29 protein-coding genes are annotated in these 25,539 nt (G+C 73.0%); 17 read left to right on the top strand and 12 right to left on the bottom strand.

The genetic code is table 11. From position 1 onward, the window contains the following. Window position 1 precedes the first annotated feature (1 nt). Window positions 2–574, bottom strand: coding sequence for a G5 domain-containing protein (locus AB0L25_RS01795; RefSeq protein ID WP_500167567.1), 573 nt, complete (start codon window positions 572–574; stop codon window positions 2–4). Between the two features lie 177 nt (window positions 575–751). On the opposite strand from AB0L25_RS01795, the gene AB0L25_RS01790 reads away from it, so the two are divergent. Then, the gene (locus AB0L25_RS01790) at window positions 752–1,303 is read left to right on the top strand and encodes a hypothetical protein (protein WP_500167565.1); all 552 of its coding nucleotides are present in this window, start codon (window positions 752–754) and stop codon (window positions 1,301–1,303) included. A 4-nt stretch (window positions 1,304–1,307) separates the two neighbouring features. On the opposite strand, the gene AB0L25_RS01785 is transcribed toward AB0L25_RS01790, so the two are convergent. Further along, a complete protein-coding gene (locus AB0L25_RS01785; protein WP_500167564.1) occupies window positions 1,308–2,117 on the bottom strand; it encodes a crotonase/enoyl-CoA hydratase family protein in 810 nt (269 codons plus the stop codon). 156 nt (window positions 2,118–2,273) lie between these two features. On the opposite strand from AB0L25_RS01785, the gene AB0L25_RS01780 reads away from it, so the two are divergent. The 5 genes from AB0L25_RS01780 to AB0L25_RS01760 are packed head-to-tail and all read left to right on the top strand — an operon-like array spanning window position 2,274 to window position 8,562. Then, window positions 2,274–3,833: an acyl-CoA synthetase gene (locus tag AB0L25_RS01780; RefSeq protein ID WP_500167562.1), complete on the top strand. Its 1,560-nt coding sequence runs from the start codon at window positions 2,274–2,276 to the stop codon at window positions 3,831–3,833. After that, entirely contained in the window at window positions 3,823–4,752 is a 930-nt protein-coding gene (locus tag AB0L25_RS01775; protein WP_500167560.1) for a Zn-ribbon domain-containing OB-fold protein, read from the top strand. Before AB0L25_RS01780 ends, AB0L25_RS01775 begins: the two co-directional genes overlap by 11 nt. Continuing rightward, a complete protein-coding gene (locus AB0L25_RS01770; RefSeq protein ID WP_500167558.1) occupies window positions 4,752–5,786 on the top strand; it encodes a thiolase family protein in 1,035 nt (344 codons plus the stop codon). The genes AB0L25_RS01775 and AB0L25_RS01770 overlap by 1 nt, the downstream gene beginning before the upstream one ends. Further along, on the top strand, window positions 5,786–6,943 hold the full coding sequence (locus AB0L25_RS01765) for a thiolase family protein (RefSeq protein WP_500167556.1): 1,158 nt from the start codon (window positions 5,786–5,788) through the stop codon (window positions 6,941–6,943). Before AB0L25_RS01770 ends, AB0L25_RS01765 begins: the two co-directional genes overlap by 1 nt. Window positions 6,944–6,993: 50 nt before the next feature. Then, a complete protein-coding gene (locus AB0L25_RS01760; protein ID WP_500167555.1) occupies window positions 6,994–8,562 on the top strand; it encodes an acyl-CoA synthetase in 1,569 nt (522 codons plus the stop codon). A 189-nt stretch (window positions 8,563–8,751) separates the two neighbouring features. Here AB0L25_RS01760 and AB0L25_RS01755 read toward each other — a convergent pair whose 3' ends face one another. Beyond that, window positions 8,752–9,360: a DsbA family oxidoreductase gene (locus AB0L25_RS01755; RefSeq protein ID WP_500167553.1), complete on the bottom strand. Its 609-nt coding sequence runs from the start codon at window positions 9,358–9,360 to the stop codon at window positions 8,752–8,754. Between the two features lie 64 nt (window positions 9,361–9,424). Continuing rightward, window positions 9,425–10,132, bottom strand: a complete 708-nt coding sequence (locus AB0L25_RS01750) for an SDR family NAD(P)-dependent oxidoreductase (RefSeq protein WP_500167551.1) — start codon at window positions 10,130–10,132, stop codon at window positions 9,425–9,427. Between the two features lie 112 nt (window positions 10,133–10,244). On the opposite strand from AB0L25_RS01750, the gene AB0L25_RS01745 reads away from it, so the two are divergent. The 4 genes from AB0L25_RS01745 to AB0L25_RS01730 all read left to right on the top strand — a co-directional run bounded on the left by AB0L25_RS01745 (window position 10,245) and on the right by AB0L25_RS01730 (window position 13,894). Then, window positions 10,245–11,156, top strand: a complete 912-nt coding sequence (locus tag AB0L25_RS01745; RefSeq protein WP_500167549.1) for an MmyB family transcriptional regulator — start codon at window positions 10,245–10,247, stop codon at window positions 11,154–11,156. Window positions 11,157–11,197: 41 nt separating this feature from the next. Further along, window positions 11,198–11,716, top strand: coding sequence for a MarR family winged helix-turn-helix transcriptional regulator (locus AB0L25_RS01740; protein WP_500167547.1), 519 nt, complete (start codon window positions 11,198–11,200; stop codon window positions 11,714–11,716). Between the two features lie 90 nt (window positions 11,717–11,806). Beyond that, window positions 11,807–12,178: a DoxX family protein gene (locus AB0L25_RS01735; RefSeq protein ID WP_500167545.1), complete on the top strand. Its 372-nt coding sequence runs from the start codon at window positions 11,807–11,809 to the stop codon at window positions 12,176–12,178. Between the two features lie 81 nt (window positions 12,179–12,259). Next, window positions 12,260–13,894, top strand: a complete 1,635-nt coding sequence (locus tag AB0L25_RS01730) for a serine/threonine-protein kinase (protein ID WP_500167543.1) — start codon at window positions 12,260–12,262, stop codon at window positions 13,892–13,894. A gap of 102 nt (window positions 13,895–13,996) precedes the next feature. On the opposite strand, the gene AB0L25_RS01725 is transcribed toward AB0L25_RS01730, so the two are convergent. Genes AB0L25_RS01725 through AB0L25_RS01715 form a run of 3 tightly spaced genes read right to left on the bottom strand, consistent with a single transcriptional unit; the run spans window position 13,997 to window position 16,866 of the window. Further along, the gene (locus AB0L25_RS01725) at window positions 13,997–15,154 is read right to left on the bottom strand and encodes a lipid-transfer protein (protein ID WP_500167624.1); all 1,158 of its coding nucleotides are present in this window, start codon (window positions 15,152–15,154) and stop codon (window positions 13,997–13,999) included. 29 nt (window positions 15,155–15,183) lie between these two features. Next, entirely contained in the window at window positions 15,184–15,633 is a 450-nt protein-coding gene (locus AB0L25_RS01720) for a Zn-ribbon domain-containing OB-fold protein (protein WP_500167541.1), read from the bottom strand. A gap of 21 nt (window positions 15,634–15,654) precedes the next feature. Then, a complete protein-coding gene (locus tag AB0L25_RS01715) occupies window positions 15,655–16,866 on the bottom strand; it encodes an MFS transporter (protein WP_500167539.1) in 1,212 nt (403 codons plus the stop codon). Window positions 16,867–16,945: 79 nt separating this feature from the next. Here AB0L25_RS01715 and AB0L25_RS01710 point away from each other — a divergent pair, with 79 nt between their 5' ends. From AB0L25_RS01710 to AB0L25_RS01700, 3 genes are read left to right on the top strand one after another with little or no spacing between them, the layout of a single operon-like run. Beyond that, window positions 16,946–17,863: a LysR family transcriptional regulator gene (locus tag AB0L25_RS01710; protein ID WP_500167537.1), complete on the top strand. Its 918-nt coding sequence runs from the start codon at window positions 16,946–16,948 to the stop codon at window positions 17,861–17,863. A gap of 35 nt (window positions 17,864–17,898) precedes the next feature. Further along, entirely contained in the window at window positions 17,899–18,666 is a 768-nt protein-coding gene (locus AB0L25_RS01705; RefSeq protein ID WP_500167535.1) for an SDR family oxidoreductase, read from the top strand. Between the two features lie 8 nt (window positions 18,667–18,674). Continuing rightward, the gene (locus AB0L25_RS01700; RefSeq protein WP_500167534.1) at window positions 18,675–19,631 is read left to right on the top strand and encodes an LLM class F420-dependent oxidoreductase; all 957 of its coding nucleotides are present in this window, start codon (window positions 18,675–18,677) and stop codon (window positions 19,629–19,631) included. A gap of 60 nt (window positions 19,632–19,691) precedes the next feature. On the opposite strand, the gene AB0L25_RS01695 is transcribed toward AB0L25_RS01700, so the two are convergent. Beyond that, window positions 19,692–20,153 carry an STAS domain-containing protein gene (locus AB0L25_RS01695; protein ID WP_500167532.1) on the bottom strand — a complete coding sequence of 154 codons (462 nt, stop codon included), beginning with the start codon at window positions 20,151–20,153 and terminating at the stop codon, window positions 19,692–19,694. Between the two features lie 188 nt (window positions 20,154–20,341). On the opposite strand from AB0L25_RS01695, the gene AB0L25_RS01690 reads away from it, so the two are divergent. Both AB0L25_RS01690 and AB0L25_RS01685 read left to right on the top strand, forming a co-directional pair. Further along, window positions 20,342–20,656 carry a helix-turn-helix transcriptional regulator gene (locus AB0L25_RS01690; protein WP_500167530.1) on the top strand — a complete coding sequence of 105 codons (315 nt, stop codon included), beginning with the start codon at window positions 20,342–20,344 and terminating at the stop codon, window positions 20,654–20,656. A gap of 239 nt (window positions 20,657–20,895) precedes the next feature. Next, on the top strand, window positions 20,896–21,456 hold the full coding sequence (locus AB0L25_RS01685) for a hemerythrin domain-containing protein (protein WP_500167528.1): 561 nt from the start codon (window positions 20,896–20,898) through the stop codon (window positions 21,454–21,456). Between the two features lie 57 nt (window positions 21,457–21,513). Here AB0L25_RS01685 and AB0L25_RS01680 read toward each other — a convergent pair whose 3' ends face one another. Further along, window positions 21,514–21,855: a hypothetical protein gene (locus AB0L25_RS01680; RefSeq protein WP_500167526.1), complete on the bottom strand. Its 342-nt coding sequence runs from the start codon at window positions 21,853–21,855 to the stop codon at window positions 21,514–21,516. Window positions 21,856–22,000: 145 nt separating this feature from the next. Between AB0L25_RS01680 and AB0L25_RS01675 the strand changes: the two genes are divergently transcribed. Further along, complete coding sequence (locus tag AB0L25_RS01675; protein ID WP_500167524.1) at window positions 22,001–22,669, top strand: NAD(P)-dependent oxidoreductase; 669 nt, start codon at window positions 22,001–22,003, stop codon at window positions 22,667–22,669. A 71-nt stretch (window positions 22,670–22,740) separates the two neighbouring features. Then, window positions 22,741–23,031, top strand: a complete 291-nt coding sequence (locus tag AB0L25_RS01670; RefSeq protein ID WP_191327413.1) for a Fe-S cluster assembly protein HesB — start codon at window positions 22,741–22,743, stop codon at window positions 23,029–23,031. A gap of 98 nt (window positions 23,032–23,129) precedes the next feature. Here the strand turns inward: AB0L25_RS01670 and AB0L25_RS01665 are convergent, their stop codons facing one another. Genes AB0L25_RS01665 through AB0L25_RS01655 form a run of 3 tightly spaced genes read right to left on the bottom strand, consistent with a single transcriptional unit; the run spans window position 23,130 to window position 25,466 of the window. After that, complete coding sequence (locus AB0L25_RS01665; protein ID WP_500167522.1) at window positions 23,130–23,315, bottom strand: hypothetical protein; 186 nt, start codon at window positions 23,313–23,315, stop codon at window positions 23,130–23,132. 13 nt (window positions 23,316–23,328) lie between these two features. Beyond that, window positions 23,329–24,414, bottom strand: coding sequence for an Rv3169 family protein (locus AB0L25_RS01660; RefSeq protein WP_500167520.1), 1,086 nt, complete (start codon window positions 24,412–24,414; stop codon window positions 23,329–23,331). After that, window positions 24,411–25,466 carry a phosphotransferase family protein gene (locus tag AB0L25_RS01655; protein ID WP_500167519.1) on the bottom strand — a complete coding sequence of 352 codons (1,056 nt, stop codon included), beginning with the start codon at window positions 25,464–25,466 and terminating at the stop codon, window positions 24,411–24,413. The genes AB0L25_RS01660 and AB0L25_RS01655 overlap by 4 nt, the downstream gene beginning before the upstream one ends. Window positions 25,467–25,539 lie beyond the last annotated feature (73 nt).

The following is a 25,539-nucleotide window of genomic DNA, read 5'->3' as shown; positions in this document are numbered from 1 at the left end:
CTCAGGCGTCGCAGGCGGTGCCGTCACCGTCGCGGTCCAGGTCGTAGACGTCGTCGCCGACCACGCGGACGGGGCCGCTGACGTAGGCGGGGCCGTTGCCGCTGCCGCCCGCGCAGTCGACGTCGGACGCGACGGGCACGCAGGCGCCGCCGTAGTTCTCGTCGCACCGCGGCTCCGACCTGGTGCCGATCGCGACGACCTGCGCGACGGGCTTCCTCGTGACCTTCTTGCCGAGCAGCTTCTTGCCGGTCGGTTCGCCGCCCGCGTACGTGACCTCGTAGGTGTAGGTCATGACGCCCTTGACGCCGCGCCGCTTCACGCGCGTGGTGCCCTCGTCGAGGGACGGGTCGTTCACCTTCCTGGTCGTGAACGGGATCGAGCGGGTCTTCGTGACCGTGCGCTTCTCGACCGCCGGGGTGGTCTCGGCGGGGGCGGTCGCGGCGGGCGTGGTCGCCGCGGACGTCGCGGGGGATGCGGTCGCCGCGGCCTTCGCCTGCGGCTCGGCGGGCACCGAGCCACAGGCGGCGAGGACGAGTGCGGCGGCCGCGCAGGTGGCGGCGAAGGTGCGTGTCATGAAATCCCCCTCGTTGAGGCGAGAAATCATGCTGCCGCGCGTTCTCGCTGGTCAATGGCCTGTCCGCCAGCGGACAGCGGCGCTCGCGGGTGAACCTCGGGCCGTCCTCCGGCGTCCCCGCTCCGGGAGATCCGGACGACCGGGCGACGGATATGCGCCGTTCGTTAGCCTCGGCCCGTGATCCCGTCCGATGACACGGAATCGCTCGTTCTGCGCCCGCGTCGGCAGTGGGCGGTCCTGGGGCCCGTCATCGTGACGCTGATCTTCTACGCCGCCTGCGTGATCATGCTGGTGGGGCCCCGGACGGGCCCCGTGGGCGCGGACCACGGTGGACGCGAAAGGGATCGCCTGGCGGAGGACCTGGACGACCGCGCGCCTGCCGTTGCGGGAGTCCACGAGCACCGCGAGTGCGTGTGGTCGGCCGGTGGCGGGACGGTGCTGAGCGTGAGCCTGGCTCTGGAGAGGCGGTGGCGCGGACCGGACGGCGGTGCCTCCGAGCACGCCCGTGAATCCTTCGCGTCCCGCGTGGCGGGCTGCTCGGCCCGCGTCGCCGGGGTGGGGGACGAGGCGTGCGTCGTCGGCCGCGGGGGCGGGGCCGTCCGGATCGTGGCGCGGAAGGCGAACGTGCTGGTCACGGTGTCGCTCGACGCCGGCCTCCCGGACGAGCGGGCCGTCCGGGAGGCGCGGGGCCTGGCGGCGGCCGCGATCGGCGCGATCGTGTTCGAGTAGCCCGTCACTTGCCCTTGTAGACGGGGTCGCGCTTCTCCTTGAAGGCCAGGGAGCCCTCCTTGGCGTCCTCGGAGCCGATGACGGGCCAGCCGATCTCGTCGGAGATCTTGAGGGCCTCCTCCTCCGCGAGGTGCTCGGTCTCGCGGTAGGTGCGCAGGATGGCCTGGACGGCGAGGGGGCCGCAGGCGGCGACCTGGTCGGCGAGCTCGCGGGCGGCGGCGAGGGCGGTGCCGTCCGGGACGATCTTGTTGATGAGGCCCATCGCGAGGGCCTCCTGCGGGGTGACCGAGCGGGCGGTCAGCAGGATGTCCATCGCGTTCGCGTAGCCGATCTGGCGGGGGAGGCGGATCGCGCAGCCGCCCATCGGGAAGAGGCCGCGCTTGGCCTCGTACAGGCCGAGGGTCGCGCTCTCGGCGACGACGCGCAGGTCGGTGCCCGCGAGGAGTTCGGTGCCGCCGGCGACGGCCCAGCCCTCGATGGCGCAGATGAGCGGCTTCGTGGGGCGCCCCTCGCGCAGCAGGCCCTTCCAGTGGAAGTTCTCGATCCGGGCCATCCGCTCGCGGATCTCGGGGTCGTCCGGCTGCCGCCCCATCGCCTTCAGGTCGGCGCCCGCGCAGAACGTCCCCTCGGCGCCGGTGAGGATCCCGACCCGGACTTCGGGGGTATCGGACATGTACTGCCAGGCCTCCGCGAGCCCCACCAGCATCTCTGAGCTGAAGGCGTTGCGGGCCTCCGGGCGGTTCATCGTGACGATGACGACGTGACCGTCGCGCTCGACGGTGCAGTGCTCGGTGCTGATCGGCAGCCGTTCCACGGCGGTCCCTCCTGCAGGCTAAGAAACGAGAACAGATTCTAGTAAGAGTCTTCCCCGGCCGGTAGGTCTTGCTCTGCAAAACGAGAACGTGATCTACTTTGGCGGTCGGGCGCCGGAGTGTGACGGCGCTCACCCGTGCTCACGGAGGGAGACCCGATGGGAGCGTTGGGCTTTTGGCGGTTGGCGCAGGCCGATCCCGAATGGGTGGCCGCCGTCGACCCGGACGGGACGCGGTACACCGCGGGCGACCTGCTCGCGCGCTCGAACCGGCTCGTCCACGGACTGCGCGGACTCGGCCTGAAGACGGGCGACGGGATCTGCGGGCTCGTCCCGAACGGCGTCGAGGGGCTGGTGCTCTACCTCGCGGCGCTGCAGGCAGGCTGGTACTACACGCCGATCAACTGGCACCTGACGGGCCCGGAGATCGGTTACATCGTCGAGGACAGCGAGGCGAAGGCGTTCTTCGTCCACGAGCGGTACGCGCAGGAAGGCGCGCGCGCGGGCGAGGCCATCGAGGCGCACCGGCGGTTCGCGTTCGGTGAGGTCGAGGGGTTCCGGTCGTACGAGGAGCTCGTCGACGGGCAGCCGGACACCCTGCCGGACGATCGCAGCAACGGCGCGACGATGCACTACACGTCCGGGACGACCGGACGGCCCAAGGGCGTGAAGCGCGCGCTGATGGGGATCGACCCGGACGACAGCGCGGAGCTGATGACGTTCCTGCTGGGCCTGTTCGGCATCCCGCCGGGGAGCCCGGCGGGCGGCGAGCCGCAGGCGCACCTGATCACGTCGCCGAACTACCACACGGCCGTCACCCAGTTCGGCGGCACCGCGCTGCAGATGGGGCACACGCTCGTCTACACCGACAAGTGGGACGCCGAGGACTGCCTGCGGATGATCCAGGAGCACCGCGTCACGAACACCCACATGGTGCCGACGCACTTCAAGCGGCTGCTGGCCCTCCCCGAGGACGTCCGGAACCGGTACGACGTGTCGTCGATGAAGTGGGCGATCCACGCGGCCGCGCCGTGCCCGGTGCCGATCAAGAAGCAGATGCTCGACTGGTGGGGCGACTGCATCTGGGAGTACTACGCGGCGACCGAGGGCGGCGGGACGATCGCGAGCCCCGAGGACTGGCGGGCGCACCCCGGGACCGTCGGGAACGCGTGGCCGATCAGCGAACTGCTCATCGTGGACGACGACGGCGAACCCGTCCCGGCGAGGACGCACGGCACGATCTACATGAAGATGGCCGGTGCGGACTTCGAGTACAAGGGCGACCGGGAGAAGACGGAGAAGGACCGGCTCAAGGACTTCTTCACCGTCGGGGACATCGGCTACCTCACCGAGGACGGCTTCCTGTTCCTGTCCGACCGCAAGTCCGACATGATCATCTCGGGCGGCGCGAACATCTACCCCGCCGAGATCGAGAACGAGATCACCCTGCACCCCAAGGTCGCGGACGTCGCCGTGTTCGGCATTCCCGACGACGAGTGGGGCGAGCAGATCAAGGCGGTCGTCGAGCCCGCCGAGGGCGTCGAACCGGGCCCGGACCTCGCGGCCGAGATCCTCGCGTCCCTGGAGGGCCGGCTCGCGAAGATGAAGTGGCCGAAGACGATCGACTTCATCGAGACGATGCCGCGCGAGCCGAACGGCAAGCTGCTCAAGCGCAAGCTCAGGGACCCGTACTGGAAGGACCGTGAGAGTGCCATCTGACGTGAACCACGTCGTCGAGTTCCCCGGCGGCTACACCCGCTCGGTCGGCCCGGTCATCGGCCGCTTCCTGAGCGAGCTGCGGGACGGCCGGCTGGTCGGGGTCCGGACGAGCGGGGGCCGCGTGCTCGTGCCGCCGACCGAGTACGACCCCGACACCGGCGACGACGTCACGGACGAGTTCGTCGAGGTCGGCCCGGTCGGCACCGTGACCACCTGGTCGTGGGTGGCGCACCCGGCGAAGGAGCACCCGTTCGACCGTCCGTTCGCGTGGGCGCTGATCCGCCCGGACGGCGCCGACACCGCGCTCGTCCACGCGCTGGACGTCGGCGTGTTCGACGCGGGCGCGGAGCCGCCGAAGTTCCTGAAGTCGGGGATGCGGGTGCGGCCGAAGTGGCGGGCGGAGCGCACCGGCACGATCGGCGACATCGAGTGCTTCCTGCCCGAGGTCACGATGATCAACCCGCAGGCGAGGCTGGAGTTCCGGCTGAGCGGCGGGCGGGCGCTGCGCCGCTACCTGGAGGGGATGTCGCAGGGCCGGATCCTCGGCAACCGGTGCCCGGTGTGCGAGGCGGTCATCGTCCCGATGAAGGAGACGTGCCCGCGCGACGGCGTGCCGATGACCGAGGAGGTCGAGCTGCCGGACGTCGGCACGCTGACCACGTACGCGGTCAACAACATCCCCGACCCGCGGGCGCCCGAGGTGCCGTTCGTGTCCGGTTACGTCCTGCTGGACGGCGCGGGCGTCCCGATGCTGACGCTGGTCGCGGGCATCCCGGCCGACCAGGTCCGGATGGGCATGCGCGTCAAGGCCGAGTGGCGGCCCCGCGAGGAGTGGGACGCGAGCGTGAACAACATCAAGTGGTTCGCGCCCCTCGACGAGCCGGACGTCCCCTTCGACGAGATCAAGGACTACCTCTGATGCGAGAAGTAGCCGTCGTCGCCTTCACGCAGAGCGAGCACAGCGGCGCGGACCAGGGGCTGCTGGAGACCGAGATCCTCGCCCCGGTGATCGGCGAGATCAAGGAGCGGACCGGGCTGACGCGGTTCGGGTTCACCTGCTCGGGCTCCTGCGACTACCTGCAGGGCGCGCCGTTCGCGTTCGTGTCGGCGCTGGACACGGTCGGCGCGTGGCCGCCGATCTCCGAGAGCCACGTCGAGATGGACGCCGCCTGGGCGCTGTACGAGGCGTGGGTGAAGCTCCAGATCGGCGAGATCGACACGGCCCTGGTGTACGGGTTCGGCAAGTCGACGCAGAACGACATCCGCGCGATCTTCACGCAGCAGCACGACCCGTACTACCTGGCGCCGCTCGGCGTCGACCACGTGTCGCTCGCCGCCATGCAGGCCCGCGCGTACATGGAGAGGTCGGGCGCCAAGGAGGACGACCTGCGCGCGGTGGCCGCGCGGTCCCGTGCGGCCGGACGCGGCAACCCGTTCGCCCTCGACCTGCCCGACCCCGCGGACGGCGCGGGCTACGACGTCGCACCGCTGCGCGAGCACGACGTCGCACCGCTGACGGACGGCGCCGCGGCGATCGTCCTCGCGGCCGGGGACAGGGCGCGCGAGCTGTGCGAGCGGCCCGCGTGGATCACCGGGTTCGACCACCGCGTCGAGCCGCACTCGCCGGGCGCCCGCGACCTGACCCGTTCGGAGTCGACGCGGATCGCCGGGGAGAAGGCCGGCGCGGCGGGCGTCGAGGTCGCGGAGCTGTACGCCCAGTTCAGCCACGAGGAGCTGATCCTGCGCGAGGCCCTCGGGCTCGGCGACGACGTCACCGTCAACCCGTCCGGCGGGGCCCTCGCGGCGAACCCGCTGATGGCGGCGGGCCTCATCCGGATCGGCGAGGCCGCGGCCCGCATCCACGACGGGACGGCGGCGCGGACGCTCGGGCACGCGTCGTCCGGTCCCTGCCTGCAGCAGAACCTCGTGTGCGTGATGTCGGGAGAGAAGTAATGGCCAACTCCTGTGCGGTCATCGGCGTCGGGCAGACGCAGTACAAGACCAAGCGCCTGGACGTGTCGATGGCGGGGCTGCTGCGCGAGGCGGCCCGGCGGGCGCTCGACGACGCGGGGCTGACCTGGCGGGACATCGACGCGATCGTCGTCGGCAAGGCCCCCGACCTGTTCGAGGGCGTCGTGATGCCGGAGGTGTTCCTCGCGGACGCGCTGGGCGCCGCGGGCAAGCCGCTGATCCGGGTGCACACGGCCGGGTCGGTCGGCGGGTCCACCGCGATCGTCGCGGCGAACCTCGTCCGCAGCGGCGTCCACGACCGGGTGCTCACGCTGGCGTGGGAGAAGCAGTCGGAGTCGAACGCGACGTGGGCGCTGACGGTGAACTCGCCGTTCACGACGTCGCTGGTGGTGGGCGCGGGCGGCTACTTCGCCCCGCACATCCGCGCGTACATCCGCCGGTCGGGCGCGCCCGAGCACATCGGGCACCTCGTCGCCGTCAAGGACCGGGAGAACGCGCTGCGCAACCCGTACGCGCACCTGAAGATCCCCGGCATCTCCCGCGAGATGGTCGAGTCGACGCCGATGCTGTGGGAGCCGATCCGCTACCTCGACACGTGCCCGTCGTCGGACGGCGCGTGCGCGATGGTGCTCGCGTCCGAGAAGGCAGCGAAGAAGGCGCCGGGCAAGCCCGCGTGGGTGCAGGCGGCGTCGTTCCGCTCGGAGCCGATGACGTTCTCGGGCCGCGACAACGTCAGCCCGCAGGCCGGCAAGGACTGCGCCGCCGACGTGTACGCGCAGGCCGGGATCGCCGACCCGCGCCGCGAGCTCGACTGCGCCGAGGTGTACGTCCCGTTCTCCTGGTACGAGCCGATGTGGCTGGAGAACCTCGGGTTCTGCGGCGACGGCGAGGGCTGGAAGGTCACCGAGTCGGGCGCGACGGCCTTCGACGGCGACATCCCGTGGAACCCGTCGGGCGGCGTGCTGTCGTCCAACCCGATCGGCGCGTCCGGGATGATCCGCTTCGCCGAGGCGGCGATGCAGGTCAGCGGCCGGGCCGGCGAGCACCAGGTGGAGGGCGCCAAGCGCGCCCTCGGGCACGCCTACGGCGGCGGCGCCCAGTTCTACGCGATGTGGATCGTCGGCAGCGAGAAGCCGTGACGTGAACGTTCCATCTCCCCCCACCTCAACCCCCCTTCGGAGGGTGTCCGATGGAGTACAACCACGCTGACCTGTTCGAGGGAGTCGCGGACGCGATCGGGGACCGGACCGCGCTGGTGTGCGGCGACCGGCGGCTCACCTACGCCGAGCTGGACGAGCACGCCAACCGGCTCGCGCACCACCTGGCGGCGGCCGGGGTCGGGCCCGGGCAGCACGTCGCCGTCCAGCTCTACAACGGCGTCGAGTACGCGGCGGCGCTGCTGGCCGCGCTGAAGATCCGCGCCGTGCCGATCAACGTCAACTACCGGTACGTCGAGGGCGAGCTCCGCTACATCTACCAGGACTCCGACAGCGTCGCGCTGCTGTACGACGTGGAGTTCGAGGAGCGGGTCGCGGCCGTCGTCCCCGAGGTCCCGAAGCTGCGGCACCTCGTGGCCGTGGGCGGGGCGCCGTCGATCGAGGGCGCCGTCCGGTACGAGGACGCGCTGCGGGACGCCGACGGCGGGCGCGGGTTCGCGCCGCGCTCGCCCGACGACACCTACATCGTCTACACGGGCGGCACCACGGGGATGCCCAAGGGCGTCATGTGGTCCACCGAGCAGATGCTGTTCGCGTTCTGGAACCCGACGTTCCCGCGCCCCGAGCGGCCCGAGGACGTCGTGGAGATGGCCCGCAACGGCGGCCCGATGGTGATGATGCCGATCGCGCCGCTCATGCACGGCGCCGCGCAGATGGCCACGTGGATCGCGTGGTTCATGGGCGCGACGCTCGTCTACACGCGCAAGTTCGACGCGGCCGAGGTGTGGCGGACGATCGAGCGCGAGAAGGTCAACTCCCTGACCGTCACCGGGGACGCGATGGCGATCCCGATGGCGGACGAGCTCGCCCGCGGCGGGTACGACACGTCGTCCCTGTTCGCGTTCGTCTCGACGGGGGCGATCCTCACCGGGACCGTCCGGGACCGGATCGCGGAACTGCTGCCGAACAGCATGATCCTCGACCGTTTCGGGTCGACCGAATCGGGCTCGACGGCCGAGGCGGTGGCGGGGTCGTCCCCGGAGAAGGGGCTCCGGTTCGCGCCGGACGTGGAGAACGTGACCGTCCTCGACGACGCGCTCCGCCCCGTCCGTCCCGGGTCGGGCGTCATCGGGCAGGTCGCGCGCAGCGGGTACATCGCGCACGGCTACTACAACGACCCGGAGAAGACCGCGAGGACGTTCCCCGTCGTGGACGGCCGCCGCTGGCTGCTCACCGGGGACATGGCGACGGTCGAGGAGGACGGCTCCATCGCCGTGTTCGGGCGCGGGTCGCAGGCCATCAACACCGGCGGCGAGAAGGTGTTCCCGGAGGAGGTCGAGGCCGTCCTCAAGGGCCACCCGGCGGTGTACGACGCGGTCGTCACGGGCATTCCGGACGAGCGCTGGGGCAACCGCGTCGCGGCCGTGATCCAGCCGTCCGGGGACGCCCCGGCCGCCGAAGATCTGGACGCGCACTGCCGCCGCGAGCTGTCGGGCTACAAGGTGCCGCGCACGTACGCGTTCGTGAAGGAGATGAAGCGCTCGCCCGCGGGGAAGGCGGACTACCGCTGGGCGAAGCAGGTCGCGGAGGAGGCCCGCTGACGCGGAGCGGGCCCGCCATGGGTCGGCCCCGAGCCTTTGTAAGGTTCGGGGCCATGCCTGGACCCACGGTTAGCGGGCCTAACAAAAACCATGATAGGGGCGCCCGGATACTGGTTCCGGCGCCCGCGACCATGACCTGACCCACACACCGGCCGGACGGCCGGGCTCGCCCGGCCGGCCGCCCGCGCCTCAGCCCGCGAGCGCGGCGAGGAGCTCGTCCTCGCTCTGCCCGCCGCCGCCGAGCACCCGGTCGCCGTCGAAGCGGAACGCGGGCACGGCCGCGCGGACGAAGCCGAGCCCCCGCACGCGTTCGAGCTCCCGGTGCAGGTCGTCGGGGCCGGTCGTCCCCTCCGTCACGCCCGCCTCCCGGGCCAGCCGGTCCAGCACGTCCGGATCGGCCACGTTGACGCCGTCGGTGAAGTAGGCGCGGAACAGCCGCTCGGTCATGGCCTCGCCGCGGCCCTGCTCGACGGCCCAGGCGATGCGGCGGTGCGCCTCGAACGTGTTCGTGGACACGACCCGCGTGAAGTCGACCCGCAGCCCCTCGGCGGCGCCGAAGTCCGTGGTCGCCTGCACCGTGCGGGCCTCCTCCTCGCCGAGGAGGCGGCGGTGCGTCTCCACCAGCGGCTCGCCCGCCGGGTCCATGTCCGGCTGGAACCGGTACGGCAGCAGCGTCGTCTCCACCTCGCCCCCGCCCGCGCGGAACCGCTCGACGGCCCGCGAGTACCGCGTGAACATCAGGTACGAGTTGACGCAGGCGATGTCGAAGACGAACTCGACCGTGCGCTTTCCAGGCATATCGCGCTTTCCAGGCATATCGCGCTTTCCAGGCATATCGAACTCCTCTACCGGGTCGGAAGGATCACCAGGGCACCGGACCGGCGGCCGCGAAGAAGCCGCCGGTGGGGCCGTCCGCGCCGATCGAGGCCATGCGCACGATGATCTCGGCGCCCTCCTCGACCGTCTGCGGGCCCTGGTGGTCGTTGAAGTCGGTCGCGGTGTGGCCGGGATCGACCGCGTTGACGCGGATCCCCGGGTAGGCGTGGGCGTACTGCGCGGTGACCATGTTCAGCGCCGCCTTCGCCGAGGCGTAGTCCAGCGCGGGAACCCAGGTGGGCACGTGCGCGGCGCGGGCCGCCGGATCGGCGGCCGCCGCCAGCGAGCCCAGCGCGCTGCCGACGTTGACCACGACCGGCGCCGCGCTGCGCTCCAGCAGCGGCAGGAACGCCCGCATCACCCGCACGACGCCGAAGACGTTCGTGTCGTAGCAGGCCAGCATGTCGTCCGCGGTGGTGCCGGCGACGGGCTTGCGCGCGCCGATGATGCCCGCGTTGTTGACGAGGACGTCGAGGCGTCCGGCCTCGTCGCGGACCTGCTCGGCGGCGCGGCGCACCGAATCCGCGTCGGTCACGTCCAGGCGCACCGGGCGGGCGCCGAGCGCGCGGGCCGCGTCCTCGCCGCGCCGGGCGTCCCGGGCACCGGCGAACACGGTGTGCCCGGCCGCCACGAGACGGCGCGCGGTCTCGAAGCCCAGCCCCCGGTTGGCTCCGGTGATCAATGCGATGCTCATGGCCCGATCCTCGGCGCCGCGGCATGAACAGGGCAGTGCCCGCCTCTTCCTGGGAACGGCGGTACCACCCGCGGGCCGCGGGCCCCGGCGCGCCCGACCTAGAGTGGACGCCGTGAGCGTGCGAGGCGGCGGGGCCGGGGAGAACGAACTCGGCGTCGCGCTGCGCACGTGGCGGCGCCGGGCCGACCCCGCCGCCGCGGGGCTCCCCGTGGACCGCTCCCGCCGGGTCGCCGGGCTGCGCCGCGAGGAACTCGCCCGGCTGGCCGGGATGTCGGTCGACTACGTCGTCCGCCTGGAGCAGGGCCGCGCCGCCTCCCCGTCGGCGCAGATCCTCCTCGCCCTGGCGCGGGCCCTGCGCCTGTCGGCGGAGGAGCGCCGCCACCTGTTCCTGCTGGCCGGGCGGCTCGCGCCCGCCCCGGACCGGGTCTCGGCGCACCTCACGCCGGGCGTGCTGCGGCTGCTGGACCGGCTGGACGGCTCCGCGGTCGGCGTCTACGACGCCGCCTGGACGCTCGTGGCCGCGAACCCCCTGTTCGCCGCGCTCACCGGGGACCGTCCGGACGACCGGCCCGGCGCGGACGAGCGCGACCGGAACGTGCCGTGGCGGCACTTCACCGGAGCGCCCACCCCGGTGAGCCACACCCCGGAACAGACCGAGCGTTTCGAGTCCGCCCTGGTCGCCGACCTGCGGGCCGCCACGGGGCGCTTCCCCGGGGACGCCCGCCTCCGCCGGCTGATCGCCGACCTGCGGGCCCGCAGCCCCCGCTTCGCCGCCCTCTGGGACGGGCACGGCGTGGGCGCGCACGTCACGGACAGCAAGACGATCCACCACCCGGACGTCGGCGAACTCCGCCTCGACTGCGACGTGCTGACCGTCCCGGACGCCGACGTGCACGTGGTGGTCTGCACCGCCGCCCCGGGAACGGCGTCGGCCGACCGGCTGCGCCTGCTCGCCACCATGGCCGCACCGGCCCTCGAACCGCCTGTGACCGTGCGGCCTCGCCGCGTCGGCGCCGCCCGCTAAACTCTCCGAACGCTCCACATTCGAGAAGACGGAGGTGGGTCGTGGCGACCCCCGAGCGCGGGCGGGCGGCGGGCGGACCGGCGCCGGAGCCCGCGGCGGCACCGGTGGCGGGGCGGGCGGCGGAGCTCGCGGCGGAACTCCAGCGCACCACCATGTACACCGTCCTGCTGCACCACGCGACGGCGACCAAGTCGGGGATGAACGTCACGGACGCGCAGTGCGTGAACGCGCTCGCCCTCGACGGCCCGCAGACGCCCGGCGGCCTCGCGAAGCTGATGGGCATCACGACGGGCGGCGCCATCACCGCCGTCATCGACCGGCTGGAGAAGTCCGGGCACGTCCGCCGCACCCGCGACCCCGACGACCGGCGCCGCGTGATCGTCGAGCTGGTCCCCGGCGCCGTCGAGCGCGTCGGACGGTACTTCGAGCCGATCACCCGGCAGTTCCGCGAGCGGCTCGCCGGCTGCACGGACGAGCAGATCGCCTTCCTCCTCGACTGGTTCGGCGGCACCAACGCCGCGATGCCCGCCATCATCGACGAGATCCGCCGCATGCCCTGAGCGAGGGCCCGCGCACCGCCGCGCGGCCCGTTCCGGCCGCGTGGCGAACACCACTATTGGACCGGGTGTCGCACATGGCAGACTGCCCGCATGACGGACTCGTCCCGGGCGCACCGCCACCTCGCCACCGCGATGGCCACCATGGGCACGCTGCACATGGTCGCCCCCAAGCCGTTCGACGCGCTCGTCCCCGAGCGGCTGCCCGGCGGCCCGCGCACCTGGACCTACCTCAGCGGCGTCGCCGAGCTGGCCTGCGCCGCCGCGGTCGCGCACCCGCGCACCCGCCGCGCCGGGGCGCTCGCCACCGCCGGGCTGATGCTGGCGGTGTACCCCGCCAACATCAAGATGGCCCGCGACTGGCGGCACCGGGCGCTGCCGCTGCGCGCCGCCGCCTACGGCCGCCTGCCCTTCCAGGCGCCGCTCATCGGCTGGGCCCTGCACGTCGCCCGCAAGGCCCGCTGACGTCCGTCCGTTCCGAGAGCATGTGGGCGCGAGCGATGCGATCATGTCCGGTATGCGCACACGACGGAACGGGCGCTGACCGTGGAGCCGCTGCGACCCGAGGACCCCGCCGCGATCGGCGGATACCCCCTGCTCGCCCGCATCGGCGCGGGCGGCATGGGCCAGGTGTACCTGGGACTCACCGACGGCGGACGGCACGTCGCCCTCAAGGTGATCCGCGAGGGCTTCGACGGGCCCGAGGCCCTCGCCCGCTTCCGCCGCGAGGTCGCGACCGTCGAGCGCGTCCGGAGCCGGTTCGCCGCCCAGATGGTCGGCGCCGGGCTGGACGCGCCGCCGTACTGGCTCGCGACCGAGTACGTCCCGGGCCCGACGCTGCGGCAGGCCGTGGCGCAGCACGGGCCGCTGCCGCCCGACACGTGCCTGCGGCTGCTCGCCGCCCTCGCGCACGGGCTCCTGGAGATCCACCGGCAGGGCGTCCAGCACCGCGACCTCAAGCCCGGCAACGTGATCCTCGCCCCGGACGGCCCGCGTCTCATCGACTTCGGCATCGCGCGCGGCGAGGACCAGACGCAGATCACCCGGACCGGCGCGTGGAACGGCACCCCCGGATACGTCGCGCCCGAGGTCGTCCGCGAGCAGGAGCCGCTGCCCGCCTCCGACGTGTTCTCGCTCGCCGGGACCGTCGCCTACGCCGCCACCGGACGCCCGCCGTTCGGCGGCGGCCGCATGGAGGCGATCATCCACCGCACCCTCGGCGGCGAGATCGACCTCGACGGCGCGGACCCGCGCGTCGCCGAGCTCGTCGAGCGGTGCGCGCGCAAGGATCCCGCCGACCGCGCCACCCTCGACGAACTGCTCCACCGGACGGCGCCCTACGGGACGCTCGCCGACGACCCCGACTACCGGCGCATCGTCGGCGACCCCGCGCCGGTCCCGTCCGACGTCGCGGACGCGGTCGCGACCGGCCTCGTCCCGCCAGAGCGCACGGCGACGCTGCGCGGCCGGCCCGGCCTGCGCTCGCGCGCCGCCGTCATCGCGGCGGGCGCCGCGACGGTCGCGGTCGTCCTGGGCGCGGCCCTCGGCGCCCGCGTCCTCCTCGACTCCGAGAACCCGGCGGGCCGGACGAACGGCGCCGGGCAGGCGTCGGGGCAGGCGTCCGGCGCCGCGGCGGGCACCGGGAGCGGGCAGGGGACGGGCACCGCCTCCACCGGGCCGAGCGGCCCGGCGGGCGGGAGGACGCCCGGACCGGACGGCCGCCCGCCGGACGAACTCCTGCTCAAGCAGCCCACGAACGACTACCAGTCGTTGAACTTCTCCGAGACGGACCACACCTGCCTTCCGGCGCTGCGTCCCGAGAACTCGGAGCTGCAGCGGCAGATGCAGATCTCCGCGCCCCGGACGCCGCACAGCGGGAAGACCGTCGAGTTCGGCATGCGGCACAAGTGGGAGACGCCGCCCGGCTACTACGTCGCGGCCGAGGTGCGCGTCCCGCGCGGGGCGCAGATCGGCAACGCGGTGAGCGGCGCCGCGCGGAGCAAGCCCCGGCTCCTCACCGGGAGCGACTGGGTCTACCTGACCTACCCCACGGACTTCGAGTGGGCCGGTTTGGGCGGGGCGTACCCGCTGATCGAGGGCACCTGGACGATCGTCTGGCTGCACGTCCACCCGAACGGCGACGCCTACTACATCGGCTGCGACGGCTTCACGGCCACGTAGGGCCCGCGGACCCGCCGTCCGCTCGCACGTGCGGCCGTCCGGTGGCCCGGCGGTCAACGGCGCGCCGGGCCGCCGCGGGCCGGCGCGCCGCCGCCGGGCGGGTCAGCGGACGGCGATGACGGCGGAGCCGTGGCCGAAGAGGCCCTGGTTGACCGCGATGCCCGCCCGCGCGCCCTCGACCTGGCGGCCGTCCGCGGTGCCGCGGAGCTGCCACGTCAGCTCGCACACCTGCGCGATGGCCTGCGCCGGGATCGCCTCGCCGAAGGACGCCAGCCCGCCGCTCGGGTTCACCGGGATCCGGCCGCCGAGCGCCGTGGCGCCCGAGCGCAGCAGCTCCTCCGCGCCGCCCGCCTCGCACAGGCCGATGTCCTCGTACCAGTCGAGTTCGAGGGCCGTCGACAGGTCGTAGACCTCCGCGAGCGACAGGTCGTCCGGCCCGATCCCGGCCTCCTCGTACGCGGCGTGCGCGATCGCCGACCGGAACGGGCGGTCCGGCGGCTCGACGGCCATCGCCGAGTCGGTTGCGAAGTCGGGCAGGTCGAGGACGGTCTTCGGGAACGTGGGCGTCACGGTCGACAGCGCCGGGATCCGCACCGGATCGGCGATGCCGTGCCGCCGCGCGAAGTCCACCGAGGTGAGGACGAGCGCGGCGCCGCCGTCGCTCGTCGCGCAGATGTCGAGGAGCCGCAGCGGGTCGGCGACGACGGCCGACTCCCGGACGTCCTCCGGCGAGACCTCTTTCCGGTAGCGCGCGTTCGGGTTGTTCAGCCCGTGCCGTGCGTTCTTGACCTTCACGGCGGCGAAGTCGTCGAGCGTGGCGCCGTGCACGGCCATGCGGCGACGCGCGTACAGGGCGAAGTAGATGGGGTTGGTGGCGCCGAGGAGACGGAAGCGCAGCCAGTCGGGGTCGTCCGGGCGGTCCCCGCCGACCGGCTTGAAGAAGCCCTTGGGGGCCGCGTCCGCACCGACCACCAGCGCCACGTCGCACAGACCCGCGAGGATCTGCGCGCGCGCCGACGCGATGGCCTGCGCCCCGGACGCGCACGCCGCGTAACAGCTCGACACCCGCGCCCCGGACCAGCCCAGCGCCTGGGCGAAGGTCGCACCCGCGACGAACCCCGGGTACCCGTTGCGGATCGTGTCCGCGCCCGCCACGTACTGGACGTCCGTCCACGCGAGGCCCGCGTCGGCCAGGGCGGCGCGCGCCGCCGCGAGCCCGTACTCGACGAAGTTGCGGCCCCACTTGCCCCACGGGTGCATCCCGGCGCCGAGCACCGCCACCGAACCGCTCACTTGACCGGCCTCCACATCCAGACGGTGTACTCGGCGTCGTCGTCCTCGTACAGGACGCCCTCGGTCAGCTCGACCTCCATCCCGACGGCCAGGTCGTCGACCGTGCACTCCGGGACGACCTGCCCGAGGACGACCATGCGCTCGTCCTCGAGTTCCACCGCGGCGACCGTGTACGGCCGGAACGGGTCGGGGGAGACGTACGGGGGCGGCGGCTTGTAGCGGGAATCGGCGTACGACCAGATCCGGCCGCGCGCGGAGAACGCGTGCTCGGCGAGTTCGGAGCCGTCCCGCGGGCCGTCGCAGCGCGGGTTCCTGCAGGCCAGCTCGTTGCGCGGGAAGTACGGCGTCCCGCACGACCCGCACCGGGTGCCCAGCAGCCGCACGCCGCCGTCCCGCTCGGTGAACCAGCCGTCGATCGCCGGACGACGTTCCTTCGTGGTGGTCACGCGGCCTCCCGCCTTGATCGCCTACCGGCGCAGCCTAGCAACCAAGCGCCCGGTCAAGACAGGCCCGGCCGCGGCGGACAGCGCGACCGCCAGCAGGACCAGCACGTACAGGCCCGTCCCGGTCCACGCGCCGTGCTCGAACGCGAACCCGCCGGCCGTCCCGCCCAGGCTGCTGCCGAGGTAGTACGCGCACAGGTACAGGGCGGACGCCTGCGCCCGGTTCGTCGACGCGCGCAGCCCGACCCAGCCGCTCGCCACCGAGTGCGCCGCGAAGAACCCGACCGTGAACACCAGCAGGCCGGCGCCCACCAGCCACAGCACGGGCGGGAACATCAGCACCAGGCCCGCCGCCGCGACCACGAGCGCCCCGGCGAGCACCGTCCGCCGGCCCGCCCGGTCGGCGAGGACGCCCGCCCGCGCGGACGCCGCCGACCCCGCCAGGTTCATCACCGCGATCAGGCCGACGACCGCCATCGGCAGGTGGAACGGCGCCTCCAGCAGCCGGTACGTCAGGAAGTTGTAGACCGTGACGAACCCGGCCATCGCCGTCAGCGCCACCACGTAGAGGCGGCGCAACCCCGGGTCCGCCAGGTGCGCGCGGAGCCCCCGGTGATCGGCCCGTCCCGGGCGGTGGAAGCGCGACGGCGGCAGCAGCAGCCAGAACGCGACCGTGAACACCAGCGCCAGCAGGACGGTCGCCGCGAGGGCCCAGCGCCAGCCGCCGAAGTCCGTGACGACGCCCGGCACCACCCGTCCGAGCACGCCCCCGATGCCCGTCCCGGCCACGTACCGTCCCATCGCGCCGCCCAGGTGCGCGCCGTCCACCTCCTCCGCCAGGTACGCCATCGCGACCGCCGGCACCCCCGCCAGCGCGAGCCCCTGCACCGTCCGGACGGCCGCGAGCTGCGGGAACGACGTGCACAGCGGCAGCAGCAGCCCGATCGCGGCCGACGCCGCCGCCGACCCGAGCATCACGCGCGTCCGTCCGTACCGCTCCGACAACGAGCTGACCGGGATCACCGCGACCGCCACCGCGCCCGTCGCCAGCGACACGAGCAGGCTCGCCCGCGCCGGGGCCACGCCGAGGCCCGCCGACAGTTCGGGCAGCAGCGCCTGCGTGCAGTACAGCGACATGAACGTCGTCAGGCCGGCCGCGAACAGCGCCAGGTTCACCCGGCGCAGACCGGGCGATCCGGGCAGATGGCGTTGGGGAATCTCCAGGGTCGCGGTCATGCGCCAAGGTTCCGCCTGGATCGATCCATGCGTCCAATGACTCTTTACTCTGCGACCGATGCCGATCCATCATGAATCCATGGATCTCCTCACCGTCCGGTGGTTCCTGACGGTCGCGGAACTCGGCCATGTGACGAACGCCGCAGCCGAACTCCGGATCTCCCAGCCCGGACTGTCCCGCGCGGTCGCCCGGCTCGAGAACGAACTCGGCGTCCCCCTCCTCGACCGCGCCGGCCGCGGCGTCGCCCTCACCCCGTACGGCCGCGTCTTCGCCGAGCACGCGCGCCGGCTCGTCGCCGCGGAGGACGCCGTCCACCGCGCCCTCGCGCAGGCCGCCGACCCCGAGCACGGCGAGGTGTCCCTCGGCTTCCTGCACACGCAGGGGCCCTCGTTCGTCCCCGACCTCATCCGCCGCTACCGCGACCGCCACCCCGGCGTCGCGTTCCGCCTCAGCCAGGACCGCTCCGAGCGCGTCACCGCCATGGTCCTCGACGGCCGCGCCGACCTCGCGATCAACAGCCCCCGCCCGGACGACCCGTCCCTCACCTGGCACCCGCTCGTCACCGAACGCCTGCAGCTCGCCGTCCCGGCCGCCCACCGGCTCGCCGGGCGGCGGCGCGCGTCCGTCCGGGACGTCCTGGGCGAGCCGTTCGTCGCCCTGCGCGAGGGCGCCCACCTGCGGACCCTCGCGGAGGAGCTGTTCGCGAACGCCGGCGCCCCGCCCCGCATCGCGTTCGAGGGCGAGGAGACCTCGACCGTCCGCGGCCTCGTCACGGCGGGCCTCGGCGTCGCGATCGTCCCGCCGCCGCGGCCCGGCGAGGAGTTCTCCGGCCTGCGCCACCTCACCCTCACCGACCCCGGGGCGACCCGCACGATCGGCCTGGTCTGGTCGACCGCCCGCACCCGCCCGCCCGTCGTGGAGGGATTCCGCCGGTTCGTCCTGGAACACGGCGGGGAAGGGCAGCTAACTGACTCGTCAGTCACTTGGGTACAGTGACCGAGTCGGATTCTGTTCGTGGAAGGAGACCGCGGATGCGGACTGGACTGGAAGGCAAGACCGCCCTGGTCACCGGGGCGTCCCGGGGCATCGGTAAGGCGATCGCCACCGCGCTGGTGGCCGAGGGCGCCAACGTCGTGCTCTCCTCCCGCAAGCAAGAAGGGCTCGACGAGGCCGCCAAGGACATCCTCGCGGCCCACCCGAACGCCCGCGTCCTCGCCAGGGCCGCCCACGTCGGCGACGCCGAGCAGGCCGCCGCCTGCGTCGACGCCGCCATCGCCGAGTTCGGCGGCCTCGACGTCCTCGTCAACAACGCCGGGACGAACCCCTACTTCGGCCCGATGGTCGACATCGAGCCGTCCGCCGCCGCGAAGACCGTCGAGGTCAACCAGTTCTCCATCGTCACCTGGACGAACCTCGCGTGGAAGCGCGCCATGCGGGAGCACGGCGGCGCGATCATCAACATCGCGTCCGTCGGCGGCATGGTCACCGAGCACGGCATCGGGTACTACAACGCCACCAAGGCCGCCGTCATCCACCTCTCCCGCCAGTTCGCGGTGGAGCTCGCGCCGAAGGTCCGGGTCAACTGCATCGCCCCCGGCCTCGTCAAGACGCACCTCGCCCGCGGCCTCTGGGAGGGCAACGAGGAGGCGATCAGCAAGCACATGCCGCTCGGCCGCCTCGGCGTCCCCGAGGACATCGCCACCGCCGCCGTCTTCCTCGCCGGCGACACCTCCTCCTGGATGACCGGCCAGACCATGGTCGTGGACGGCGGCAGCACCATCCGGCCCTCGATCGCCTAGGAGCCCACATGTCTCGCTGGGGACTGACCATTCCGCTCTCCGGACCGCTCGCCGAGCAGCGCGAGATCATCGCGAGCCTGCCCGGCCTCGGCTACACCGACGCCTGGTCCGCCGAAACGAACGGCACCGACGCCTTCACCCCGCTGGCCCTCGCCTCCCAGTGGGCCCCCGACCTGCGCCTCGGCCCCGCGATCGTCCCGGTCTACACGCGCGGCCCCGCCCTCCTCGCCCAGCAGGCCGCGACCCTCGCCGGCCTCGCACCGGGCCGGTTCGTCATGGGCATCGGCACGTCCTCGGACACGATCGTCGAACGCTGGAACGGCATCCCGTTCGACGAACCGTACAAGCGCGTCCGCGACACGGTCCGATTCCTCCGCAAGGCCCTCGCGGGCGAGAAGGTCAAGGAGGAGTACGACACCTTCACCGTCAAGGGCTTCAAGCTCGACAACGCACCCGCGACCCCGCCCCCGATCGTCCTCGCGGCCCTCCGCCCCGGCATGCTCCGCCTCGCCGCCCGCGAGGCCGACGGCGCGATCACGAACTGGCTCGCGCCGAAGGACGTCCGGACCGTCCGGTCCGAACTCGGCGACGACCCCGAACTCATCGCCCGCCTGTTCGTCTGCCCGACCGAGAACGCCGACGAGGCCCGCGCCATCGGCCGCTGGATGATCGCCGCCTACATGACCGTCCCGGTCTACCGCGCCTTCCACGAATGGCTCGGCCGCGGCGACGCCCTCCGGCCGATGAACGAGGCGTGGGCCGCGGGGGACCGGAAGAAGGCCCTCGAGGTCATCCCGGACGAGGTCGTCGACGACCTGATCGTCCACGGGTCCCCGGCCGACTGCCGGGCCCGGATCCGCGAGTACGTCGCCGGCGGGCTCACGACGCCCGTCCTCGCGATCGTCCCCGCGAAGGACGTCTCCGTGCCCGACGCGGTCAAGGCCCTGGCCCCGTCCGCCGACTGAGACACCCGCACGCGAGAGGGGGCCGCCCGATCGGGCGGCTCCCTCTTCGCTTCTCCGCGCCTAGGGCATGACGTCCCGCGCGGGCGCGTCGTCCTCGATCCGGACGTCGGCGATGTCCTCGACCGGGCCCGGCGCGGAGCGCGGCACGCCCGCCCGGAGGGCGAGGTGGGCGGGGGTGCCGGCCGGGGAGACGATGTGCATGGTGCCCCGGGCGGCGTGCACCGCGAAGCGGGCCTTGGCCAGCAGGGCGATCCCGGCGGCGTCGATGCCGGTCAGCCCGCCGAGGTCGAGCACCAGGTGCAGCGGCTCCCTCGTGAGCACGATCGTCGACAGGATCTGCGCCTCGGCCGTGACGGCGGTCGCCGCGTTCAGGACGCCGTCCATGTGCAGGACCTCCAGCGCCCCCTGTCTCGACGTGCGGAGCACCAGTTCGCGACCGGGGCGGTCGCCGGTCGGCGCGGTGGCCGCCGGGGGCTCCGCGTCGGACGAGAAAGGCTGTGGCGCGGACGGCTTGACGAGCACGGGTCACCTGCCTCATCGGACCGAGATCATCATTGACCAACAAACTTTCGGTAAGTCTAATACGCGAAACGAAATTCGCCAAAGGGGCGTCGTATGATTGGGTGGTCAACGGACCCTCCTGCGGGCGGGGAGGCCGCACACCCCGCGTCCGGCGAGGCGGCGACCGAGAGCGATCGCGAGGTGAGCAGATGGAGACCTCATCCGAGCCGAAGAAGACGTGGACCTTCCTCACCAATCACGCCCGGGTGCTCATCCTCATCGCGCGCTCGCCCAGCATCCGGATGCGCGACGCGGCCCAGGAGATCGGCATCACCGAGCGCGCCGCCCAACTGATCATCAATGACCTCGAAGAGGCCGGGTACCTCACCCGCACCCGCGTCGGCCGCCGCAACACCTACACCGTGAACCCCGACCGGCCCTTCCGGCACCCGAGCGAGTCCGACCACGACGTCCGCGACCTGCTCGACCTGTTCACCGAGCGGGTCTCCGGCGCCGCCCGCTGACGTCCGGCCCGCGCGCCCGGCCGAGAAGAAATCCGGTGCCGCGCCGTGTGTGGGACGCGTGCACGGGGGTAGCAGGTCGCCTGCCGGTGGATCACCGCCGGGTTCGTCCCCCCGGTTCCGCCCCAGGTCGTCGGCCGAGTCCGTGACCGGGGCGGCCCCTGCCGGTCTCGTGGAGACCGCGGCCGGGCGGGCGCGGCGGTGGCACCGGCTCGTTCTGGTGGCGGACGTGGAGGCGGAAGATGGCAGAAAACCGGCGGGACGTGATCGAGGTGCTGAAGCACGATCATCGCGAGGTCGAGGAGATGTTCGACGAGCTGACGGCCGAGTCCGACGCGCGGCAGCGGCGGCGGATCCTCGACGACGTCACCATCGAACTCGTGCGGCACTCGGTCGCCGAGGAGATGTACCTGTACCCCTGGGTCCGCCGGTACGTGCCCGGCGGGGACCAGATCGCCGAGAGGGAGATCGGGGAGCACGCCGAGGTCGAGCGGCTCCTGAAGGACCTGGAGTCCATCGACACCGACGAGATCGCCTTCGCCGCCATGGTGCGGCGCCTGATCGACGACGTCGCCGCCCACATCCGGCACGAGGAGACCACGCTGTTCCCCGCGCTGGCCGAGAAGGCCGGCGCCGACGAGCTGTACACGCTGGGCGACCAGGTGCAGGCCGCCAAGAAGACGGCGCCCACCCGGCCGCATCCGGCGGCGCCGCAGACGCCGCCGCTGAACAAGCTGCTGGCTCCCGGCACCGGGCTGGTCGACCGGGTCCGCGACCACCTGTCCGGCCGCGGCGGCCACTGACCCGGGCGAGGCCGGCCGGGCCGCCCCACGGGCGGCCCGGCGGCTTCGCCGGTCCGGTCAGGCGAGCCAAACCTTCAGGTAGGTGGGATCGTCGCCGGCACCGGCGGGCTCGACGCGCAGGCCCGCGGCGGTCAGCGTCCTCCGGTAGGCGGCGAGTTCGGCGGTCGGGCTGAGGGTGCGGCGCCGGGTGCGGCTGGCGCAGGCGACGATGAAGGGCAGTCCGCCGTCGCCCCCGTCGATGACGCAGAATCCGTCGCGGGGCCGGCCGTACTCGCGGTGCCCGGCTCTGCGGAGGACGTCGCGGACGGTCTCGGCGTCGCGGTCGCGGCGGGTCCGCAGCGGCCTCCGGTGGCGTCCGTATCCGAACGCCGGCTCGTCGCTCACGCGGGTGGTGGTCACAGGACTCCTCGGAGGGTTTCCATGGGGTGCCGATCATCGTGTGTGCAGGTGGTGGGGTGCTCGGGGGAGCGAAGCGGGTCTTCCCCCACCGCGGCGTTCCAATCCGGATGTCACACCCGCGCCCCGGGGGCGCCTCTCAGGAGGCATGAAGCTCACGATCTTCGCCGCCACGGGCGGCACCGGACGGATCCTGGTCGATCTGGCCCTCGCGAAGGGCCACGACGTGACCGCGGTGGCGCGCCGGCCCCGCGACCTGCCGGACGAGGTCCGGACCGTCCGGGCGGACATGCTGGACGACCCCGACCTGCGGCCCGCGCTGGAGGGCGCGGACGCGGTGTTCTCGTGCCTCGGCGCCCGGAACAAAGCGGAGGCCCGGGCGCGGACGTGCGCGAAGGGGACCGAGGCCGTCATCGGGGGGATGCGGGCCACCGGCGCGCGCAGGCTCGTCGTGATCAGTTCGGAGTCGATGACCGTCGTGCCGTCCCCGAAGCGGCCGGACCCGCCGAAGCACGATCCGGGCGAGGGGTTCCTGCTGCGGTACGTCGTGGGGCCGCCGGCGCGGCGGTACTTCCTGCGGGAGCACTACGCCGACCTCGGGGTGATGGAGGACGCGGTCCGCGGCAGCGGGCTCGACTGGACGATCGCGCGCCCGGCCCTCCTCGTCGACCGTCCCGCGCGGGGGCGGTACCGGACGGCCGTCGACCGCAAGCCGAAGGGCGGTTTCCGGATCGCCCGCGCCGACCTCGCGGCGTTCATGCTCGGGTGCGTCACCGGGGACGAGACGATCGGGCAGGCGATCACCCTCAACTACTGAGCCGTGTTTAGCCCGCGGCGTCGGCGGGGAGGGAGGGCGGGATCCATGCAGACGACGAGTAGGAGCAGATCGTGCTCACGCTGACGAGCGGCGCGGTGCAGGTCATCCGCAACGTGACCGCCAATCCCGAGCTGCCGCCCGAGACGGGGATCCGGATCGAGTCCGGGATCGACGGTTCGGACGCGCTGCGGCTGTCGGTCGCGTCCGCGCCGGAGGCCGGTGACCAGGTCGTCGAGGAGGAGGGCGCGAAGGTGTACCTCGAGCCGGCGGCGGCGCAGCTGCTGGACGACAAGACGCTCGACGCCCAGGTCGACCCGCAGGGCGACGTGGCGTTCACCATCGCGGAGGGCACCGCGACCTGACCGGACGAACGGACGGCGCGGGGGCCGGGGCACGCGCGACGCGCCCCGGCCCCGCGTGCGTCCGGCCCCGCGTGCGTCCGGACAGCGGGCCCGCAGGGTCACGTCGCCGCGATGACGAGGGCGGCGATGCCGGCGGCGAACCCGATCGTGGTGAGGACGAGGAAGGCGGCGACGACCGCGCAGGCGAGGCCGCGCGGGCGGTCGCGCCAGGTTCCGTAGCGGTCGCGCACCTGCCGGTCCAGGGCGTCGCGGTCCGGTGCCGCGGCCTCGCCGTCGTCGGTCACGTGGGCCAGTGTGTCACTCGAACGACGGGTGCGGGCCGAGCGCCCAGTATTCGAAGAGGCCGTGGCCCGTGGTGCCGTCGGCGTACTCGTAGCGGGCGACGGAGTCGACCATGCCCCACATGCGGGCGGCGTCCTCGGGGTCGCGGGTGTCGAGGGTGACGCCCTGCACCTTGAGGTCGGGGCCCTGGTACATGCCGTGCTTCCAGTCCGGTTCGAGCCCGTAGCCGGTGCCGACCATGAGGTGGACGGGCAGGATCGGCGTCGCGGTGATCGTGAACGGGGCGCCGCCCGGCGGGGCGAAGTCGATCGCGGCGGTGACGACCTCGCGGGTGTCGGGCTTGTAGACCGGACGGTACTCGGGACGCCCCAGGTACTCGGGTTCGCGGGACGGGTCCGCCCAGACGCGCGTGGACTCTTCGAGCACGCGGCGGCCCTTCTCGTCCTCCTGGACGATGCAGAGGATCGAGTGGTCGTCGAACTGCATCGGGGCGTACATCCAGTAGAACGTGCCGGCGTTCTTCGACTGGATGCCGGGCGGTTCGGGTTCGCCGACGGGGCGGATGCCCCAGGAGCGGTCGCGGGAGCCCCACCAGACGTCGGGGGTGACGTCGACGCGTTCGTCGCCGATGGTGATGTGGCCCGTCCAGCGGCCGGTCTGGGCGATGCGCCGGGAGTCGAACATGACGCGGTCCTGCCAGCGCAGGTAGTGCGGCGGTTCGAGCGTCGCGGGGATCGCGCCGTCCCAGGTGAGGTCGAACGAGAGGCCGTGCTCGGTGGGGTCGAGGGCGACGCGGAGCCGCTTGAGCCCTTCGAGGACCTCGACCCGGAACGGCCCGACGGTCGTGTCCATGCGGTCGGCGCCGAGTTCCCGGGAGGCGCGGACGACGCGGTGCAGCGGCCCGCGCCGGACGACGGCGAACGCGTCCGTGACGCCGAGGTTCGGGTACTGGCCGACGCCGATGAGCATCATGAGGTCGTCCGAGCACGGGTGGACGTTGAAGTAGTAGCGGTCGTAGAAGTTGCGGTCGGACGTGGTGACGTGCCGCATCACCTCGGGCGCCTGGTGGACGGGGTAGTCGTCGAGGGGCGAGAGGGTCACGGCGTCTCCTCCAGGATGCGGGCGAGCAGGCGGGTGCAGTTGTTGTCGTAAGGGAACTCGCTGGTCGCGTCGATCCAGCCGAAGTCGATCATCGCCTGCCCGATCCGGGCCATGATCACCGAGAATTTGAAGCCGGACAGGACTTCGTAGTAGGCGAGGTTCCGCATCGGGCGGCCGAGGAGTTCCGCGTAGCGGGCGGCGGTGTCGGCGTACGAGGGGAAGCCGGGCAGGCGGGGGACGCCGATGCCGTCGCAGTGGTGCCGGTCGATGAACATGAACCAGGCGAGGTCCTCCTCGGGGGCGCCGAGGACGGCGTTCTCCCAGTCCAGCGCGGCGACGGGGGAGCCGCCGTCGAAGACGACGTTGCCGATGCGGGAGTCGCCCCACAGCAGGACGGGCGGGTCGGGTTCGTCGGGGCGGTTCGCGCGGAGCCAGCCGAGGGCCTTCAGCGCGACGTCCTGCGGGCCCGGGTAGGCCCAGTGGAGGTAGTGCTCGTAGTAGTTGAGGCGCTGGTCGAGGCCGGGGGCGCCCCACGCGGGCTGGTCGAGGAAGTCGAGGCCGAGGGCCCGGACGTCCAGCCGGTGCAGGCGCGCGAGGATGTCGAGGGTCGACCACCACATCGCGGCCCGCTCGTCCGGCGCGACCTCGGTGACCCAGCCGTCCATGTGGTACGGGGGCATGTCGGTGGGGACGCGGCCGTCGACGCGGCCCATGACGAAGAACGGGGCGCCGAGGACGTCGGGGGACGGCTCCCACCAGTGGACGGGCGGGACGGGCAGCTCGGTGCGGTCCGCGAGAACACGCATCAGCCGGTACTGCTCCTCGAAGCGGGGTTCGGGGAACACCTGGTAGTGGACGGGCGCGACGCGCGCGACGCACGGGTGCCGGACGCCGTCCGGCGTCTCGGCGTCGAACATCAGCGTCTCGCTGGAGAAGCCGCTGGTCTCGGGGGTTTCGAGGTGGGGGACGCGGGCGCCGGGCAGGTGCCGGTCCAGCCAGCCGGACAGGGCCAGCCGGGTCGCCTCCGGGTCGCGCTGGGTCGGAACGGGCATGGCCGCCTCCTGGCTCGCAACCAAAGTGAAACGTGTTCTATCAACGCGCCCGGGGGTGGTCAATGGGGTGTCC

The organism is Spirillospora sp. NPDC052242 (genome assembly GCF_040679555.1).
Lineage (GTDB): Bacteria > Actinomycetota > Actinomycetes > Streptosporangiales > Streptosporangiaceae > Spirillospora.
This window is presented reverse-complemented; position numbering and strand designations above follow the sequence as displayed.

What these genes read in the sequence shown, in the direction of transcription:
- AB0L25_RS01795 (WP_500167567.1), bottom strand. Translation starts at nt 574, where the DNA reads ATGACACGCACCTTCGCCGCCACCTGCGCGGCCGCCGCACTCGTCCTC.
- AB0L25_RS01780 (WP_500167562.1), top strand. Translation starts at nt 2,274, where the DNA reads ATGGGAGCGTTGGGCTTTTGGCGGTTGGCGCAGGCCGATCCCGAATGG.
- AB0L25_RS01770 (WP_500167558.1), top strand. Translation starts at nt 4,752, where the DNA reads ATGCGAGAAGTAGCCGTCGTCGCCTTCACGCAGAGCGAGCACAGCGGC.
- AB0L25_RS01765 (WP_500167556.1), top strand. Translation starts at nt 5,786, where the DNA reads ATGGCCAACTCCTGTGCGGTCATCGGCGTCGGGCAGACGCAGTACAAG.
- AB0L25_RS01760 (WP_500167555.1), top strand. Translation starts at nt 6,994, where the DNA reads ATGGAGTACAACCACGCTGACCTGTTCGAGGGAGTCGCGGACGCGATC.
- AB0L25_RS01755 (WP_500167553.1), bottom strand. Translation starts at nt 9,360, where the DNA reads ATGCCTGGAAAGCGCACGGTCGAGTTCGTCTTCGACATCGCCTGCGTC.
- AB0L25_RS01750 (WP_500167551.1), bottom strand. Translation starts at nt 10,132, where the DNA reads ATGAGCATCGCATTGATCACCGGAGCCAACCGGGGGCTGGGCTTCGAG.
- AB0L25_RS01735 (WP_500167545.1), top strand. Translation starts at nt 11,807, where the DNA reads ATGACGGACTCGTCCCGGGCGCACCGCCACCTCGCCACCGCGATGGCC.
- AB0L25_RS01725 (WP_500167624.1), bottom strand. Translation starts at nt 15,154, where the DNA reads ATGCACCCGTGGGGCAAGTGGGGCCGCAACTTCGTCGAGTACGGGCTC.
- AB0L25_RS01715 (WP_500167539.1), bottom strand. Translation starts at nt 16,866, where the DNA reads ATGACCGCGACCCTGGAGATTCCCCAACGCCATCTGCCCGGATCGCCC.
- AB0L25_RS01710 (WP_500167537.1), top strand. Translation starts at nt 16,946, where the DNA reads ATGGATCTCCTCACCGTCCGGTGGTTCCTGACGGTCGCGGAACTCGGC.
- AB0L25_RS01705 (WP_500167535.1), top strand. Translation starts at nt 17,899, where the DNA reads ATGCGGACTGGACTGGAAGGCAAGACCGCCCTGGTCACCGGGGCGTCC.
- AB0L25_RS01700 (WP_500167534.1), top strand. Translation starts at nt 18,675, where the DNA reads ATGTCTCGCTGGGGACTGACCATTCCGCTCTCCGGACCGCTCGCCGAG.
- AB0L25_RS01690 (WP_500167530.1), top strand. Translation starts at nt 20,342, where the DNA reads ATGGAGACCTCATCCGAGCCGAAGAAGACGTGGACCTTCCTCACCAAT.
- AB0L25_RS01685 (WP_500167528.1), top strand. Translation starts at nt 20,896, where the DNA reads ATGGCAGAAAACCGGCGGGACGTGATCGAGGTGCTGAAGCACGATCAT.
- AB0L25_RS01675 (WP_500167524.1), top strand. Translation starts at nt 22,001, where the DNA reads ATGAAGCTCACGATCTTCGCCGCCACGGGCGGCACCGGACGGATCCTG.
- AB0L25_RS01655 (WP_500167519.1), bottom strand. Translation starts at nt 25,466, where the DNA reads ATGCCCGTTCCGACCCAGCGCGACCCGGAGGCGACCCGGCTGGCCCTG.